This window comes from Pandoraea pnomenusa (assembly GCF_000767615.3).
Taxonomy (GTDB): Bacteria; Pseudomonadota; Gammaproteobacteria; order Burkholderiales; family Burkholderiaceae; genus Pandoraea; species Pandoraea pnomenusa.
This window is the reverse complement of sequence record NZ_CP009553.3, coordinates 2248354-2265425: the sequence shown is the minus strand read 5'-3', so window position 1 is coordinate 2265425 and position 17072 is coordinate 2248354. Positions and strand designations below refer to the sequence as shown.

Genomic DNA, 17072 nt, shown 5'->3' with positions numbered 1-17072 from the left:
GTCATGTCGAAATGGCTTCACCCCACCTTGCTCGCCGCGCTCGTCGCAGCGCTCTTCGGCGTCACCGGCTGCTCCAGTTCGGGCGGCGGCAGTGGCGCGACGTCGAACACGCCGACAAACCCCAACAATCCCCACACACCGACCAATCCGAACGACCCCAACAACCCGACGAACCCGACAACGTCGAGCAACGGTGTGGTGAGCTCGGTCGGCTCCGTGGTCAGCGCCGTCGGAAACCAGGTGTCCGGCACGACGATTCCGGGCGTGTCGCCGCAGGCCACGCAGGGCTTTGGCGGGGCCCTCACGCAAACCGGTAACGCCGTGACCGATCTGGGCACCGGCGTGGGCAGCGGGCTCGGACAGTTGGGCAAGACAGGCACCGACCCGGTCGGCACCACGCTCGCGAGCACCGGCAGTGTCGTGACCGATCTCGGCAACGCGGGCAAATCGCTCGGCAGCGGCATCGCGGGCATCGGCAAGAGCGGCCCGCTCGCGAACACCCCTGTCGACTCGCTCACGGGCGTGCTGGGCAATGCGGTCGCCACCGTCGGCCAGGGTGGCGTGAGCGGCGGCGCGGCGCTCACGCAGGCGCTCGGGAGCGCACCCGTCGTGCAGGCGACCACGGCGCTCTCGTCCGCCATCTCGCCGATTACGAATACGGTGGTGAGCACCACGCAGACCGTGGGGAACACGACCGGGCTGGGCACGCCGGTGGCAGGCCTGCTGGGCACGCTGGGCGGCGCGCTGAATCTGGCGGGCACCCAGGTGAAGAGCGCCGCGCCGAACGCCGTGGTCGCCAGCCTTGGCAATCCGCTCATGGCACTGGGCAACACGGCGACCAGCGCCGGCGGTCTGCTGTTCGGCAACACGGGCGCAACGAGCCCGAACGCGCTGGGCAATGTGCTCGCCAACGTCGGCAATACGACGGTGTCGCCCGCAACGGCCGGTGGCAACAATCCGCTGGGCGCCCTGACCGGTCTGCTCGGCGGTCTCGGCGGGACAGCAGGCGGCGGCACGTCGGGCGCCAATCCGCTGGGCAGCCTCACCGGCCTGCTCGGTGGCGCCACGGCAGTGACCGGCGGCACCGGGGGCGTCGGTGGAAGCGGCAGCAGCGCCACGAATCCGCTCGGCACCGTCACCACGCTGTTGAGCACCGTCACGACCCCGCTCACGTCGCTCGCCAGCGCGGGCTCGGGCGGCACGACCGGGTCAGGCAGTGCCGCCGGTGTGCTGGCGCCGGTCACCGGACTGTTGGGCGGGCTGGCCAGGTAAGCGGACGCGTCGGCATCCGAAGATCGCGAGGGGGAACGTCAGCGGCGTGCAGGCGCCAATGACGTCGGCAAACCCGGACAGTGAAGCGACACTGCCCGGGCTTTGTCGTGCTCGGGTGTTGCCCCCCTGTCGTCATGGCCCGACGTTTGGGAAATGAGCCATTCCTGGTGTCCGACAGCGTCGCGCGCGAGCAGAATCGCTCGCCGTTCCGCCACCGCGTCGCCCTTACCCGCGTCATGTTCCGACGCCGGGCGACCCGCGCGCGGTTTCCCACGACGCTTCCCCTGACGCACCGACATCATGATTGGCCCAACAAGTCTGCGGCACGCCCCTGCCGTAACGCCCCACGTCGTCCTCGACGAAACGCCTGCCCCCACCACCCATGGCGATGCAAACCCCGAGCAAGCGCACCATTCTTCGGCATCCGAAACATCAGATCAGTGGCATGCCCTGACGCGTGAGCAACGGATCGCCAGCGCGCGATGGCGACGCACCTTGCGCGGCGTCCAGACGTCTCCCCGAATCGGACATGACGCCGATCCGCATTACGCGCACGAGCGTCGCTCGAGGGCGTTGACGCAGGCATGGATCGATGCGACGCGCGAGCTGTGCCGGCGCTCGTCCCCGGTGCGCCCGTCGGACCCGCAACAGGCGGCGGCTTTCGACAGCGTGCTCGAACAATTGACATCACTCGTGGACGAAAGCGAGGCGAAAGCGTCGGCATATCAGACGTCGCGTCTCGTGGCTGTCGCGCAACGCGTCGACGAGATTGATGCGTGGATCGAGACGCACGGCATCGACGCGATGCCTCGCAAGATGCTCGAACAACGTAACGTCGTGACCGCTGCGCTTGTGGATCATGACGTCTACTTCGACCAGTCGATCCCGCAGATCCTGCCCGCGCGCGTGCAACGCATCGACGCGCATGACGACAACGGCCCCGGGGGGTCCGGGTTCTTTGGTGCCGTTTACGCCGACCCCGTCAGCGGCAACATCCTGGCCGCCAATCGCGGCACGGAGATGAACATCGCGGCACGCGCTTACGTCGACTGGAAGCAGAATGTTTTGCAGGCGCTGGGGTTACCTTCACGCCAATACGAGGCGGCCATCGCCTGGGGGAAGACGTTGACGCAGTTGTACCCGGCGTCGCGGCTGATGTTCACGGGGCACTCGTTGGGCGGTGGCCTCGCTTCGGCGCAGACCTCCGTGGTGGAGCGATCGCACGGCCTGACATTCGACGCCGCCGGACTGCACGAGCGCACGGTGGCCCGGCATCACGCGACACCGGCGTCCTCGCGCGTGGACGCCTATCACGTGCAGGGAGAAGTGCTCTCGCGGGTTCAAAGCGTGGTGCGCACCGCCACGGAAATCGCCGAGCGCATTCCCCTGATCGGCACGACGGTGGCATGGCTGGCACGGCTGTCGATGCCGCATCCGGTCGGCACACGCATCGGACTGCCGCCCGCGGCGCCGTCGGGTTCGCGCGGGACGCAACCGGCGTCTTCCCCGGCCACCAGCAGCCTCGCCGAATCGATCGAGCGTCATTCGATGCCGCAGATGATTCGGTCGCTATTCGTACGTCTGGCACGTCTGGCACGTCTGGCACGTCTGGCACGTCTGCCTTCGATGGCATCGGCAAGCCGTAACTTCATACCGCTCGAGTGACGCAGGCGCGAGGCATCCGAGGCAGGTCACGGATCGCATCGGCGGCGCGACTCCCTCGGCGCGGCATCGCCGCGGCAACCCTCGCGGCGTCTGGCCACGCATGAACGAGAAGGCCCCGGACGTATCGTCCGGGGCCTTTCCTGAGCCTCGACGACGAAATCGCGCCGAGGTCGATGCACACGTGATGGCCGCTGCGTCCGAACTCGCGGCCGCATCGACGACCGCTTGCATCACCCTGCTTTACTGCTCGCGTTCCCAGGTCTGCGTGCGGCCCAACAGCGAAATGCCGATATAGCCACGCACGTCGAGCTTCTGGCCATCGTCCTTCACGGTCATCTTGCACTTGTAGACCTTGCCGTTCTCCGGATCGAGAATGGTGCCGCCGTCGTAGGTATCGCCGTCCTTTTGCATGCCGCGAATGATCTGCATGCCGAGCATCTTCTGGTCCTTGCGCTCGTCCGTGCACTTCGTGCAGATGCGCTCCGGATCGTCGTTCGGCCCCAATCCCTTGGTGATCACGCCCACGAGCTGGCCATTCTGCTCCGAGATCGTGACGAGGGCCTTCGGCTTGCCGGTGTTGTCGTCGATCGTCTTCCATACGCCGACAGGCGAGTTGTTGTCGGCCGCCATGGCCGCTTTGGCAACGCCGCCGAGCAACGCCACGGCGACAAGCGCGTGAGCACCCAAACGTCGCCACGACGTTGCATTCGAGATCTGCTTCATGATTGTCATCCTCCCAGATACGGATTGATTGTCGTAGGACTCGCGCTGGCGATGAGCACCCCGGCGCATGCACCGGTTCGCACGTGAGTCGCTTTGAAGATTACGCCAAAGGCGTGACGTCGTGCTGAGGAAGTCCTCTAGCTGAGCTCACACGTCTGGCTTATGTGCACGTCAATCGATGTCCCGGGAAAATCGGCTAAGGCTCGCGAATCCACGTCTGTGTGCGGCCCAGCAAGGAGATGCCGAAATAACCTCGAACTTCGAGCTTTTTTCCGCCGTCCACCACGCGGATCTTGCAGCCGTATTCGCTGCCGCTGTCCGGATCGAGAATCTTCCCTCCGGTGTATTCGTCACCGTCCTTGCGCAGGCCGCGAATGATCTCCATGTCCTGGAGCTTCTTGCCCTTGCGGTCGTCGGTGCAGCCATCACAGCGACGCTCGAGCGCATCGCGTCGCCCGAGACTCCTGACAAGCGTCCCCACATACTGGCCGTCGCGCTCGGAGATGACGATCAGCGCCTTCGGGTCGCCGGTCTCGTCGACGATGCGCCACACCCCGACCGGCGAAAGCGTGTCCGCGAACGCCGGTGTCACGGTCGCGCTCATCGCGCTTAGTGCGTAGAGCACGCACAGCCTCAACAAGGCAGGCAGGCAACCGGCGGCGAGCAGACGCCGCCGGAACATGCCGTTCAACATCGCTTTCAAAGGGATCTTCCTGCGAGTGTGCAACGCGCCGCGCCGATTACAGCGGCGGCAGCGCGATGGCGCTCAGGCGCCACTGCACGAGATTGCGCCGGGTGAGCGTAAACGTCACCACGCGCTCGGGGCGGTCGCTGCGCGACACGTGCACGAGGAAGTGGTTGAAATCCTGGAACTCGGTGCGCGTCGTCGTTCGCGGCGGGGCGGTGTCCGCACCTTGCGGCCCCCCACCATTGGACGGCGCGTCGGAAGGCGGCGGCGTACCGGACGGTTGCTGCGGTGCCTGGGGTGCCTGGGGTGCTGGGGATGTCGGAGGTGCTTGAGGCGCCACCTGGTCCGGGGCCGGAGCGCCTGGTGCAGGCGGCAGGCCGGTACTGTCACCGCGCAGCATCGCGGCAACGGCCTCGGGCGTGAGCAATGCCTCGACCACCCGATCTGACACCCAACCGCCAAGTGCCAGCGCCAGTGCACCCAGTGGATTGCTGCGCTGTTTGTCCATCTGACGCGCCATTTGATCGTGCAGGCTCGTCTTCAGGCTGTCGCGCACGGCGGGGTAATCGACGTACGACGAGAGCGTGTCGGCATCGCGGGCGTTCGCGGCTTCGCGCGCACGCCACAGCGTGTAATACGGTGTGCCGAACAGCAGCCCCACCACTACAACCACGGTCACGACGCAGGTCGTGACGATCGACAGCTTACGCATTTCCAGACTCCGACGTTCAAACAGCGCATGGTAGGGGACGCACGCCAGCCCGCACCCTCCGGCTTACATTGCTTTACAAATCTTTACAGCACGCGGGCGTCCACCCTTTTACTCTCGAAGCGTAGCCGCAACGTTCGTCGCCCATGCTGCATGTCTCTCATCCGCACGCCGGCTGGTGCAACCCGGGTCCGACGCGCGGCAATCCAACCGACAAGGAGGTGGCACCATGCGTCACACCCGACTTGTCCGGATGATGGGTATCGTCATGCTGGCCGGCGCCGCGATGAGCGCAACGGCCCAGGCGGCGTCGGCCAGTCAGTTCTTCCAGGGCTGGTTCGCACAGGGTGCCGAACGTCCCAACGGTCGCGGCGATCATCATGGCGGCCCACGCTCCGGACCGTCGCGCCCGCAGCCTCAGGAAATACGGCCGCAGGGCGACCTGCGCGGCGACATCTACAACCATATCCGCGAGCAGCGCCAACCGCCGGCGCCGCCTCCTCCGCCTCCGTCACGCAATCCCAACGGACGACAACGCGGCGGACGCTGAAGACGGTCACCCCCGGGTCGAACAGACAAGATCGGCCCCGTGACATGCGCTGATCGGGCACCGATTCCTCAGTCCCATCGGGCGCATTTTTGCGCGTTTATCTCGCCCTTCCCGGGCTTCCCGACCTTATCCAGGCCTTATCGCGGCCTTATCCCGGCCTGACCGAGCCCGTGTCGCGCCCTGTTTCCGCCAGCAGGCGTCGGCCAACGATGCGACGCCACCTGAAGTTCAGGTCAGCGAAGTGTCCACCACGCGCCGCGGGGCCTCGAGATATTCGCGCGACTGCATTTCCACCAGGCGCGACACCGTGCGCGTGAACTCGTTGGCGAGCGTACCTTCCGTGTAAAGCGCCTCGGGCGGCACTTCGGCGGAAATGAGCAGCTTCACCTTATGGTCGTAGAAAACGTCGACGAGCCACGTGAAGCGTCGCGCCTCCGACGCCATGCGCGGCGTCATGCGAGGTACGTCCGAGAGCACCACGGTGTGGAAGCGGTTGGCCAGTTCAAGATAGTCGTTCTGCGAACGCGGACCGCCACACAGCGTATGGAAATCGAACCACACCACGCCACCCGCGCGGCGCAGCGCCTTCAGCTCGCGTTGCTCGATATGCAGCAGCGGGCTTTCGTCGGGCACACCGGCAATCTCGCTGAACGCCGCGCGCAGCGCACGGTTGGCCTCGTTGCCGAGGGGGTAGTGATACACCTGCACCTGCGCCAGCGTGCGACGGCGGTAATCGATGCCGGCATCCACGTTGAGCACGTCGAGCCGGTCTTCCAGCAATTTGATCGCCGGCAGCACACGGTCGCGGTGCAGACCGTCGGGATACAACGTGTCGGGACGATAGTTGGACGTCATCACGAACTGCACCCCGTTCTTGAACAACTCGGCGAGCAACCGGTGCAGGATCATGGCGTCGGCCACATCGGACACGTGAAATTCGTCAAAACAAATCAGGCGGTATCGCTTGGCGATGCGCCTGGCCAGTTCGTCGAGCGGATCGGGCAAGCCCTTAAGCGCCTGCAACTGGTGGTGCACTTCGCGCATGAACTCGTGAAAGTGCAGCCGCGTCTTGCGCTGGAGCGGCACCACCGAGTAGAAGCTGTCCATCAGGAAGCTCTTGCCGCGCCCCACCCCGCCCCACAGGTAAACCCCCTTGGGCAGTTCCGGATGCACGAGCCACTTCTTGAGGGTATTCGAGCGACGGGACTTGTATGCCGCCCATTCGTCGTAGCATTGTTGCAGACGATCGACGGCGCGCTCCTGCGCCTCGTCGGGCTTGTAGCCGCGCGCGGCGAGCTCTTGTTGGTAGTATTCGCGAACGTTCATGCGGTACGGCGACGGGCCGGGGGGCAAGGGTCATCGGGAAAAAACAAAGGCGAGTCGCCTCGCCTTTGTTCCTGCAAGTCAGCGCGAATCCGCTTACTTGTTCAGTGCGCGCTTCTCGACATCGAGCGCCGCTTCACGCATCACTTCCGACAGCGACGGGTGCGGATGGCAGATACGGCCGATGTCTTCCGACGCGGCCTTGAACTCCATTGCCACCACGGCTTCGGCGATCAGATCCGATGCGTTCAGGCCGATCACGTGCACGCCGAGGATCTCGTCGGTCTTGGCGTCCGCCAGCACCTTCACGAAACCGTCCGACGAGCCCATGCCCAGCGCACGGCCATTGACCGCGAACGGGAACTGACCCGGCTTGAACTCGCGGCCCTCGGCCTTGAGCTGCTGCTCGGTCTTGCCGACCCATGCGATTTCCGGCGAGGTGTAGATGACCCACGGAATGCAGTTGTAGTCGATATGCGGCTTCTGGCCCGCGATGACTTCGGCGACCAGCACGCCTTCGTCTTCGGCCTTGTGGGCCAGCATCGGGCCGCGTACCACGTCGCCAATGGCGTACACGTTCGGCACCGACGTCTTGCAGTGATCGTCGACGGGGATGAAACCGCGTTGATCGGCCGCCAGACCAATGGCTTCCAGACCGAGGTTGTCGGTGTTCGGCACACGGCCGACCGACACGATCAGACGGTCGACTTCCAGCGTGTTCGCCTTGCCGTCCTTGTCCGTGTAATGGATCGTGACGTTGTTCTTGCCGGTCTTCACTTCGTCGACCTTCACGCCGACGTGAATGTCCAGACCCTGCTTCTTGAACTGCTTCGCGGCTTCCTTGGCCACGCCCGCGTCGGCGGCAGCCAGGAATTCCGGCATGGCTTCGAGCACGGTGACTTCGGCACCCAGACGGCGCCACACCGAACCCAGCTCCAGACCGATCACACCGGCGCCGATCACGCCCAGCTTCTTCGGCACGGTGTCGAACGAGAGCGCGCCCTCGTTATCCGAGATGAGCTTGTTGTCGACCGGCATGCCCGGCAGGTGACGGGCCTTCGAACCCGTGGCAATGATCACGTTCCTGGCCGTGACCGTCTCGGTTTCGCCGTCCTGGGTCGGCGAGACTTCGATCTGCACACCGGCGTCGGTCTTGCCGACGAACTTGCCGTGACCCTTGAGCCACGTGATCTTGTTCTTCTTGAACAGGAACTCGATACCACCAGTCATTTTGTCGACGATGCCCTGCTTGCGCGCGAGCATCTTCGAGATGTCGATCTTGACATCCGACGTGGTGATACCGTGATCGGCCAGATGGTGACCGACCTTCTCGAACTCCTCCGACGAGGCGAGCAGCGCCTTCGACGGAATGCAACCGACGTTCAGGCAGGTACCGCCCAGCACCATCTTGCCGGCCGGGTTGGTCCACTTCTCGACGCAAGCGACGGAGAAACCGAGTTGGGCGGCGCGGATCGCGGCGATATAACCGCCGGGGCCGGCGCCGATGACGACGACATCAAATTCTTTGTTTGCCATTTTGAGACTCAGTGAAGGTTGACGGCAGGAGGAGGCGCGGGGCGCCGGCCACGCTGCGCATGGCCGGGCAACGCCGCGCAGTGCGCGCTAACGCTTACAGGTCGAGCAGCAGACGAGCCGGATCTTCCAGCGCTTCCTTCATTGCGACGAGGCTCAGCACGGCTTCGCGGCCGTCGATGATACGGTGGTCGTAGCTCATGGCCAGATAGTTCATCGGGCGGATGACGATCTCGCCGTTTTCCACGACCGGGCGGTCCTTCGTGGCGTGCACGCCCAGGATGGCCGACTGCGGCGGGTTGATGATCGGGGTCGAGAGCATCGAGCCGAACACCCCACCGTTCGAGATCGAGAACGTACCGCCGGTCATTTCCTCGATCGAGAGCTTGCCGTCGGCAGCCTTCTTGCCGTACTCGGCAATCTTCTTCTCGATATCGGCCAGGCTCATCTGGTCGGCATTGCGCAGGATCGGCACCACGAGACCGCGCGGCGAGCCCACGGCGATACCGATGTCGAAGTAGCCGTGATAGACGATGTCGTTACCGTCGATCGAGGCGTTCACGGCCGGGTACTTCTTGAGCGCATGGACGGCGGCCTTCACGAAGAACGACATGAAGCCCAGCTTCACGCCGTGCTCCTTCTCGAACTTGTCCTTGTACTTGTTGCGCAGATCCATCACCGGCTTCATGTTGACCTCGTTGAACGTGGTCAGAATGGCGTTGGTCTGTTGCGACTGGAGCAGACGCTCCGCGATACGGGCGCGCAGGCGCGACATCGGCACGCGCTGCTCCGGACGGCCTTCGAGCGACGTGTCGCGGCCCACCGGGGCCGAGACGGCCGGCAGCGAGGCGCGCGGGGCCGGCGCCGGAACCGACGACGTGGCAGCGGCGGCCGGCTTGGCACCGGCGGCCAGGGCGTCGCCCTTGGTCACGCGGCCGTCGCGGCCCGAGCCGGCCACATCAGTGGCCGACAGGTTTTTCTCGGCGAGCACCTTGGCTGCGGCCGGGCTGGCAATGCCACCCGACGCGCCGCCGGCCGCGGGGGCAGCGGCCGGTGCGGCGGCGGCGGCCGGTGCAGCGGCTTCGGCCGGCTTGGCGGCGACCGGGGCGGCAGCGCCTGCCTTGGCTTCGGTGTCGATCTTGGCGATGATCTGCTCGGACGTCACGGTATCGCCCGCTGCGGCGCTCACCTCGACGAGCACGCCGGCTGCCGGCGCCGGCACTTCGAGCACGACCTTGTCGGTCTCGACTTCGATCACGGTTTCATCTTGTGCGAAAGCTTCGCCGACTTTCTTCTTCCAGTCGAGCAGCGTGCCTTCGGAAACCGACTCGGAAAACTGGGGGACTTTGACTTCAACAATGGCCATTTCTGGATCCTGGATTCGATAAACGTTCAATTCGGAAATACGGCAGCGGCCGTCCCTGGGGGAGGACGACCGCTGTAAGACCTGACCGGTTACTGCTTCACGGTCGCGCCCTTGAGGCGACCGAACGCGGTGTCGAGCAGCGACTTGAGCTGTTCGTAGTGCTTGGCGTAGTAACCCACGGCAGGCGAGGCCGAAGCCGCGCGACCCGCGTAAGCCAGCTTCTGACCCGCGCTCATCGCATCAATCAGGTGGTGTTCGATGTAGAACCACGGACCCTGGTTTTGCGGCTCGTCCTGGGCCCACACCACTTCGGCGAGGTTTTCGTACTTCTTCAGTTCGTTCTCGAACGCCTTGTGCGGGAACGGATACAGCTGTTCCACGCGCACGATCGCGACATCGCTCGACTTTTCTTCGCGACGACGGGCGATCAGGTCGTAGTAGAGGCGACCCGAGCAGGCAACGACACGCTTGACCTTCTTGGCGTCGATCGAGGCATCGGTCTCGCCGATGACCGTCTGGAAGCCACCCTTGGCGAGTTCCGACAGGTCGCTCACGGCTTCCTTGTGACGCAGCAGCGACTTCGGCGTGAACACGATCAGCGGCTTGCGCAGCTGGCGGATCATCTGACGACGCAGCAGGTGGAAGATCTGTGCCGGCGTGGTCGGCTGGACCACTTGCATGTTCGTGTCGGCGCACAGTTGCAGGTAACGCTCGATACGTGCGGACGAGTGCTCCGGACCCTGGCCTTCATAGCCGTGCGGCAGCAACATCGTCAGGCCCGACACGCGGCCCCACTTCACTTCGCCGCTCGAGATGAACTGGTCGATCACGACCTGAGCGCCGTTGGCGAAGTCACCGAACTGGCCTTCCCACAGCACCATCGTGTTCGGCTCGGCGGTGGAGTAACCGTATTCGAAGCCCAGCACGGCCTCTTCGGACAGCACCGAGTCGATCACCGTGAAGTTGGCCTGACCGTCGGCCACGTGTTGCAGCGGCACGTACGTACCGTCGTTCCAACGCTCGCGGTTCTGGTCGTGGAGCACGGCATGGCGGTGCGTGAACGTACCGCGGCCCGAATCCTGACCGGTCAGGCGCACGGCGAAGCCCGACGAGACCAGCGATGCGAACGCCAGATGCTCGCCCATGCCCCAGTCGAGCGGCTGCTCGCCCTTGCCCATCTTCTCGCGGTCCTTGATGACCTTCTCGACGAGCGGGTGAACCTTGAAGTTCGCGGGAATCGTGGTGATGCGCTCGGCAAGACGCTTGAGCTCGTTGAGCGGCACGGCGGTGTCGCCGGCGTCGGTCCACTTCTTGTTCAGGAACGGCACCCAGTCGACGGCGTACTTGCTCTTGTAGTTCGAGAGCACCGGGTCGATGGTGTGATGGCCGTCGTCCATGGCCTTGCGGTAGGCCTTGACGAAGCCGTCGCCCTCGTCGGCCGAGATCACGCCTTGCGTGACCAGCTTCTCGGCGTACAGCGCGCGCGTGCCCGGGTGCTGGGCGATCTTCTTGTACATCAGCGGCTGCGTGACCGCCGGGGTGTCCTGCTCGTTGTGACCCAGCTTGCGGAAGCAAACGATGTCCACCACGGCATCCTTCTTGAATTCCTGACGGAATTCGAGGGCCAGTTGCATGGCCAGCACGACCGCTTCGGGATCGTCGCCGTTCACGTGCAGCACCGGCGCTTCGATCATCTTGACCACATCCGAGCAGTACGTCGTCGAACGAGCGTCACGCGGATCCGACGTGGTGAAGCCGATCTGGTTGTTGATGACGATGTGCACCGTGCCGTGCGTGCCGTAGCCGCGCGTTTGCGCGAGGTTCAGCGTTTCCATCACGACGCCCTGACCGGCGAATGCCGCGTCGCCGTGCACTTGCACCGGCAGCACGCTGGCCGCGTCGGCTTCGCCGCGACGGTCCATACGGGCCTTGGCCGAGCCTTCGACCACCGGGTTCACGATTTCCAGGTGCGACGGGTTGAACGCCAGCGACAGGTGGACCGGACCACCGCCCGTCGAGACGTCGCTCGAGAAACCCTTGTGGTACTTCACGTCACCGGCCGGCAGGTCGTCGACGTGCTTGCCCTCGAATTCGGCGAACAGGTCCGACGGCATCTTGCCGAGGGTGTTGACCAGCACGTTCAGACGGCCGCGGTGGGCCATGCCGATCACGATTTCCTGCACGCCCTTCGCACCGGCGTGGTGGACGAGCTCGTCCATCGCCACGATGAACGATTCGCCGCCTTCGAGCGAGAAGCGCTTCTGGCCGACGAACTTGGTGTGCAGATAACGCTCGAGGCCTTCAGCGGCCGTGAGACGTTCGAGGATGTGCTTCTTCTTGTCGGCGCTGAAGTTGGGCGTTGCACGCACCTTCTCCAGACGCTCCTGCCACCAGCGCTTTTGCACCGGATCGCTGATGTACATGTACTCGGCGCCGATCGAGCCGCAGTACGTGTCGCGCAGCGCCTTGAGCAGATCGCGCAGGCTGGCCTGTTCGAAACCGAAGTACGTGTTCTCGGCCGAGTACACGCTGTCCATGTCGGCTTCGGTCAGGTCGTAGAACGCGGGTTCCAGTTCCGGAATGGCCGGGCGCTCCTGACGCTTGAGCGGGTCCAGATTGGCCCAGCGAGCGCCGAGGAATCGGTAGGCTGCCACGAGCGACTGCACGTGAACCTGCTTGCGGGCCACGGCCAGGTCGGATGCGCCGGCGTGCGACACGAAGGCATTGGCCTTGGCGCGCTGGGCGAACGACTCCACGATCGGGGCGTGAGCCACGTCGTTGGCGTTGGAACCATCAACAGCGGGAACGTTTTGCAGCGCGTCGAAATACTGGCGCCAGTTGTCCGGCACGGACGCCGGATTATCAAGATACGACTCGTACAGTTCTTCGACATAGGGGGCATTGCCGCCGAAGAGATACGAGTTCGCTTGGAATTGTTCCATCAAACTCATTTTGCGCTCACCTTTTCTACGAGTGTCTCGAGAAATAGCGGGTTACGAAACCTTCCGCGACACGGCCTGACCGATTAGCGGATTGCGAGAATCAAGTGGTGCTTGGAAGGACCTGATCAATCACGGCGAGGAGCATAGCACGTTTTACCGACAGCCATCCCCCCGGAAAGCCGTCACACGGGGACTTCCGGCGTGCCCGCCGCATGCGTCCCCGGCGCCGGCCCGGCCCCGTTCGAACGCCCGTTTGCCATGGTCGCATCGTGCCCACATCCGACCCCCAATGAGCGGCACTGCCATCGAACCTACCGCGAACATGCCGTCATCGCGCACATTGCCATCCCCCCGTCCCTGCCCGCCAAGACGCCCCGTCTTTATGCTTATATGGAAAATAGATATATAAGAATTAAATTTTATTATTTTAATTTCTAAGCACCAGCCGATAAGGTGTTGCGTATCCCCTTGCCGGTCCATCTGGGGGTGGCCTGGCGGGATCGACCCGCCCTGGCCCCCATGCTGATCCGGCCCCTGGAGCCAAGCACGACATGCAAGAGACGCCCCTTTCCTCCCAGCAGGCCCAGTTGCTCAGCCAACTGGTCGACGGACTCTCCACCGAGCAACTCGCCTGGGTGCGGGGCTTTCTGGCGGGCATCAATCACTCGGTGCGCCAGGCCGGCGCGCCTGCTGCCACGCCGGCCAATACCGGCGCCACCGCACCAGCGCTGACCATCCTTTACGGTTCCCAGACCGGCCACGCGCAGGAAGTGGCGGAGCAAGCCAAGGCGCGCGCCGTTGCCGCCGGCTTCAAGGTCGATCTGTTCGCGATGGGCGACTACAAGGCCTCGCGCCTGAAGAACGACAAGCTGTTGCTCGTGGCGGTCTCCACGCAGGGCGAGGGCGAACCGCCCGACGACGCGCGCGATTTCTACGAATTCCTCCACGGCGAGAAGGCCCCCAGGCTCGCGGGTACGCGCTTCGCCGTGCTCGGCCTGGGCGATTCGAGCTACGAGAAGTTCTGCCAGGCCGGCAAGGACTTCGACGCCCGACTCGCGGCACTCGGCGCGGAGCGTCTCGTGCCGCGCGTCGACAGCGACGTCGACTATGACGCTCCGGCCGAGCGCTGGATCGAAGACGCGGTGGAGGCGCTCTCGCGCGTGGCCGCGCCCGCCGGTACCGCAGGGGCGACGGTAACGACGGGCGGCAATGCGAGCGCCGCATCGCTCATCGACACCTTCACGTTCGCCGCCCTGGGTGGGAGCGCTACGTCCTCCACCGGCGCGGCGGCCAGTCAGTACAGTCGCAAGCACCCGTTCGACGCCGGCGTCATCGAGAACATCACACTCTCGGGTCGCGGCTCGTCCAAGGAAGTGCACCACATCGAACTGTCGCTCGAAGGCTCGGGCCTGACCTATGAGCCGGGCGACGCGCTTGGTGTGGTGGTCAAGAACGACGCGGCGCTGGTCGACGAACTCATCGACACGCTCGCGCTCGATCCGCAGGCCACGACCACCACGCAGGACAGCACGCTGTCGCTGCGCGACGCGTTCCTGGGCGCGTACGACATCACCACGCTCTCGCGCGCCTTCCTCGAGAAGTATGCCGCGCTGGCTGAATCGAGCGAATTGAAGACCTTGCTCGCGGCGGGCAACGAAACGGCGTTGCGGGAGTATCTCCACGGCCGCGACGTGCTCGACGTCGTGCGTCAGTTCCCGGCGCGCAAGGTCAAGGCCGCCGAATTCGTCGGCACGCTGCGCACGCTCCAGCCGCGTCTGTATTCGATTGCGTCGAGTCTTGCCGCCAACCCGGAAGCGGTCCACATTACCGTGGGCGCCGTGCGCTTCGAGAGTCATGGCCGTGCGCGTCGCGGCGTGGCGTCGACCTATCTGGCCGACGTCGCGCGCGAAGGCGAGTCGGTGCCGGTGTATATCGAGGCAAACCGCAACTTCAAGCTGCCTGCGGACAGCAACGCACCGGTGATCATGATCGGCCCGGGCACCGGCATTGCGCCATTTCGCGCCTTCGTCGAGGAACGGCAGGCACTCGATGCGCCGGGCAGGAACTGGCTCTTCTTCGGCGACCGCAACTTCCGTACCGACTTCCTGTATCAGCGCGAATGGCAGCGCTATGTGAAGGACGGCGCGCTCACCCGCATCGACCTGGCGTTCTCGCGCGACACCGAAGACAAGGTCTACGTCCAGCATCGCATGCGCGAACAAGGCAAGGCGCTGTATGCGTGGCTTCAGGAAGGCGCACACCTGTACGTGTGCGGCGACGCCGATCAAATGGCCCGCGACGTGAACACCGCGCTCGTGGACATCGTCGCGGAGCACGGCGGCCTCGCACCCGACGCCGCGGCCGAGTATGTGAAGACATTGCAGCGCGAGAAGCGCTACCAGCGCGACGTGTACTGAACGTGGCGCGCGCCACGCCCCCGACACGCAAGCGACACGCCACCGATGAGAACGCGATAAGCGTACGGTTCGTCCCCAATTCGCACATGAGGCGCGCCCGAGCACCCGCACCGCGCGCTCACAGAGACAGCAGGCCCACATGACGCAAACTACGCCTACCAGCGCCGCCCCGGCGCGCTCCGAAGTCGAGAAGATCAAGGACGCCAGCAACTATCTGCGTGGCACCATTGCCGAGGGGCTGGCCGACCCACTCACGGGCGCGATCTTCGAGAAGGACGCGCAACTGCTCAAGTTCCACGGCTCCTACATGCAGGATGATCGCGACCTGCGTAGCGAGCGGCAGAAGCAGAAACTCGAACCCGCGTATCAGTTCATGATCCGGCTGCGCATGCCGGGCGGCGTGTGCACGCCCGCGCAGTGGCTCAAGCTCGACGAGCTCGCGCAGAAATACGGCGGCAACACGATCCGGCTGACCACCCGCCAGACGGTGCAGTATCACAACGTGCTCAAGCACCAGTTGCGCCCGCTGATCAAGGGCGTGGACGAAGTGGCCATGACGAGCATCGCCGCGTGCGGCGACGTCAATCGCAACACGCTCGTCTCGAACCATCCGCACCTCTCACCGGCCCACGCCGAAGCACTCGACTGGTGCCTGAAGATCGACCGCCATCTTCTGCCGCAGACCACCGCGTATCGCGAAATCTGGCTCGGCGACAAGCGTCTTGGGGCAGGCAAGGAAGATCACGAGCCGATTTACGGCAAGCACTACCTGCCGCGCAAGTTCAAGATCGCCATCGCCATTCCGCCGAACAACGACGTCGACGTCTACGCCAACGATCTGGGCTTCATCGCCATCGTGGGCACCGATGGCAAGCTCGAAGGCTTCAACGTCTCGGTGGGCGGCGGCATGGGCATGACGCACGGCGACGCCGCGACGTATCCGCGCACAGGCACCGTCATCGGTTACCTGCCGGCCGATCGCATCGTCGACGTGGCCGAGAAGGTGCTGCTCGTGCAGCGCGATTTCGGCGACCGCACCAATCGCAAGCATGCCCGCCTGAAGTACACCATCGACGACCGCGGCGTGGAGTGGTTCAAGGAAACACTCAACCAGTATCTCGGGTGGCATCTCGCCCCGGCGCGCGACTTCCGGTTCACGACCAACGGCGATCAGTACGGCTGGCTCAAGGGCGCCGACGACTTGTGGCATCTCACGCTGTTCATCCAGAACGGCCGCGTGAAGGACTGGGAAGACTATCGCCTCATGACCGGTTTGCGCGAGATCGCCAAAGTGCACGATGGCGACATTCGCATCACGGGCAACCAGAACCTGATCGTCGGGCGCGTGAGCGACGCGAAGAAGGCGCAGATCGAAGCGCTGGTCAGTCAATACGGCCTGCTCGACGGCAAGCACCAGAGCGCCCTGCGCATCAACTCCATGGCGTGCGTGGGTTTCCCGACATGCGGCCTCGCGCTGGCGGAGAGCGAACGCGCCCTGCCCGGCCTCGTCACAAGGCTGGAGTCGGTGCTCGACGACGCCGGCCTCGCGGGCGAGCCGATCACCATTCGCACGACGGGCTGCCCGAACGGGTGCGCGCGGCCGTACATCGCGGAAATCGGACTGGTCGGCAAATCGGCGGGCAAGTACAACCTGTACCTCGGCGCGGGCTTCCACGGCCAGCGCCTGAACAAGCTGTACAAGGAGTCGGTGAGCGAAGACCAGGTCGTGGCCGAGCTCACGCCCCTTTTCCATCGCTACGCGAAGGAGCGCGACGCCGGCGAAAAATTCGGCGACTTTCTGGTGCGCCAGGGCGTGGTGAAGGAAGTCATCGAGGCGCGCGAGGACTTTCACGGCTGAAAAAAGAAAAGCCCCGGCCACATCGT

The 17072-nt window shown here is 64.8% G+C and carries 12 protein-coding genes; 5 read left to right on the top strand and 7 right to left on the bottom strand.

Annotated elements, in window-relative coordinates; all coding sequences use genetic code 11:
• Nucleotides 1–3 precede the first annotated feature (3 nt).
• Together LV28_RS34240 and LV28_RS34235 are read left to right on the top strand one after the other, a co-directional pair.
• Nucleotides 4–1272, top strand: a complete 1269-nt coding sequence (locus tag LV28_RS34240; protein WP_048806375.1) for a collagen-like triple helix repeat-containing protein — start codon at nt 4–6, stop codon at nt 1270–1272.
• Nucleotides 1273–1845: 573 nt separating this feature from the next.
• Nucleotides 1846–2937, top strand: coding sequence for a Tle-like phospholipase domain-containing protein (locus LV28_RS34235; RefSeq protein WP_038617822.1), 1092 nt, complete (start codon nt 1846–1848; stop codon nt 2935–2937).
• Between the two features lie 240 nt (nt 2938–3177).
• Here the strand turns inward: LV28_RS34235 and LV28_RS34230 are convergent, their stop codons facing one another.
• The 3 genes from LV28_RS34230 to LV28_RS34220 all read right to left on the bottom strand — a co-directional run bounded on the left by LV28_RS34230 (nt 3178) and on the right by LV28_RS34220 (nt 5060).
• Nucleotides 3178–3660: a DUF2147 domain-containing protein gene (locus tag LV28_RS34230; RefSeq protein ID WP_023871582.1), complete on the bottom strand. Its 483-nt coding sequence runs from the start codon at nt 3658–3660 to the stop codon at nt 3178–3180.
• 196 nt (nt 3661–3856) lie between these two features.
• A complete protein-coding gene (locus tag LV28_RS34225) occupies nt 3857–4264 on the bottom strand; it encodes a DUF2147 domain-containing protein (RefSeq protein WP_048806678.1) in 408 nt (135 codons plus the stop codon).
• A gap of 136 nt (nt 4265–4400) precedes the next feature.
• Nucleotides 4401–5060: a DUF2939 domain-containing protein gene (locus LV28_RS34220; protein WP_048806376.1), complete on the bottom strand. Its 660-nt coding sequence runs from the start codon at nt 5058–5060 to the stop codon at nt 4401–4403.
• Between the two features lie 226 nt (nt 5061–5286).
• On the opposite strand from LV28_RS34220, the gene LV28_RS34215 reads away from it, so the two are divergent.
• Complete coding sequence (locus LV28_RS34215; protein ID WP_141571873.1) at nt 5287–5607, top strand: hypothetical protein; 321 nt, start codon at nt 5287–5289, stop codon at nt 5605–5607.
• Between the two features lie 228 nt (nt 5608–5835).
• Here the strand turns inward: LV28_RS34215 and zapE are convergent, their stop codons facing one another.
• The 4 genes from zapE to LV28_RS34195 all read right to left on the bottom strand — a co-directional run bounded on the left by zapE (nt 5836) and on the right by LV28_RS34195 (nt 12780).
• Nucleotides 5836–6933: a cell division protein ZapE gene (gene zapE / locus LV28_RS34210; RefSeq protein WP_023595634.1), complete on the bottom strand. Its 1098-nt coding sequence runs from the start codon at nt 6931–6933 to the stop codon at nt 5836–5838.
• Between the two features lie 93 nt (nt 6934–7026).
• Entirely contained in the window at nt 7027–8466 is a 1440-nt protein-coding gene (gene lpdA / locus LV28_RS34205) for a dihydrolipoyl dehydrogenase (RefSeq protein WP_038617825.1), read from the bottom strand.
• Between the two features lie 94 nt (nt 8467–8560).
• Nucleotides 8561–9829: a 2-oxoglutarate dehydrogenase complex dihydrolipoyllysine-residue succinyltransferase gene (gene odhB / locus LV28_RS34200; protein ID WP_023595632.1), complete on the bottom strand. Its 1269-nt coding sequence runs from the start codon at nt 9827–9829 to the stop codon at nt 8561–8563.
• Nucleotides 9830–9918: 89 nt separating this feature from the next.
• Nucleotides 9919–12780, bottom strand: a complete 2862-nt coding sequence (locus tag LV28_RS34195) for a 2-oxoglutarate dehydrogenase E1 component (protein ID WP_023595631.1) — start codon at nt 12778–12780, stop codon at nt 9919–9921.
• 542 nt (nt 12781–13322) lie between these two features.
• On the opposite strand from LV28_RS34195, the gene LV28_RS34190 reads away from it, so the two are divergent.
• Together LV28_RS34190 and LV28_RS34185 are read left to right on the top strand one after the other, a co-directional pair.
• The gene (locus LV28_RS34190; RefSeq protein WP_038617828.1) at nt 13323–15188 is read left to right on the top strand and encodes an assimilatory sulfite reductase (NADPH) flavoprotein subunit; all 1866 of its coding nucleotides are present in this window, start codon (nt 13323–13325) and stop codon (nt 15186–15188) included.
• A 139-nt stretch (nt 15189–15327) separates the two neighbouring features.
• Nucleotides 15328–17046, top strand: coding sequence for an NADPH-dependent assimilatory sulfite reductase hemoprotein subunit (locus tag LV28_RS34185; protein WP_023871586.1), 1719 nt, complete (start codon nt 15328–15330; stop codon nt 17044–17046).
• Nucleotides 17047–17072: the final 26 nt, after the last annotated feature.

Coding starts and splice junctions, on each gene's coding strand:
- LV28_RS34240 (WP_048806375.1), top strand. CDS start 4: ATGTCGAAATGGCTTCACCCCACCTTGCTCGCCGCGCTCGTCGCAGCG.
- LV28_RS34230 (WP_023871582.1), bottom strand. CDS start 3,660: ATGAAGCAGATCTCGAATGCAACGTCGTGGCGACGTTTGGGTGCTCAC.
- LV28_RS34225 (WP_048806678.1), bottom strand. CDS start 4,264: ATGAGCGCGACCGTGACACCGGCGTTCGCGGACACGCTTTCGCCGGTC.
- LV28_RS34220 (WP_048806376.1), bottom strand. CDS start 5,060: ATGCGTAAGCTGTCGATCGTCACGACCTGCGTCGTGACCGTGGTTGTA.
- LV28_RS34215 (WP_141571873.1), top strand. CDS start 5,287: ATGCGTCACACCCGACTTGTCCGGATGATGGGTATCGTCATGCTGGCC.
- zapE (WP_023595634.1), bottom strand. CDS start 6,933: ATGAACGTTCGCGAATACTACCAACAAGAGCTCGCCGCGCGCGGCTAC.
- lpdA (WP_038617825.1), bottom strand. CDS start 8,466: ATGGCAAACAAAGAATTTGATGTCGTCGTCATCGGCGCCGGCCCCGGC.
- odhB (WP_023595632.1), bottom strand. CDS start 9,829: ATGGCCATTGTTGAAGTCAAAGTCCCCCAGTTTTCCGAGTCGGTTTCC.
- LV28_RS34195 (WP_023595631.1), bottom strand. CDS start 12,780: ATGAGTTTGATGGAACAATTCCAAGCGAACTCGTATCTCTTCGGCGGC.
- LV28_RS34190 (WP_038617828.1), top strand. CDS start 13,323: ATGCAAGAGACGCCCCTTTCCTCCCAGCAGGCCCAGTTGCTCAGCCAA.
- LV28_RS34185 (WP_023871586.1), top strand. CDS start 15,328: ATGACGCAAACTACGCCTACCAGCGCCGCCCCGGCGCGCTCCGAAGTC.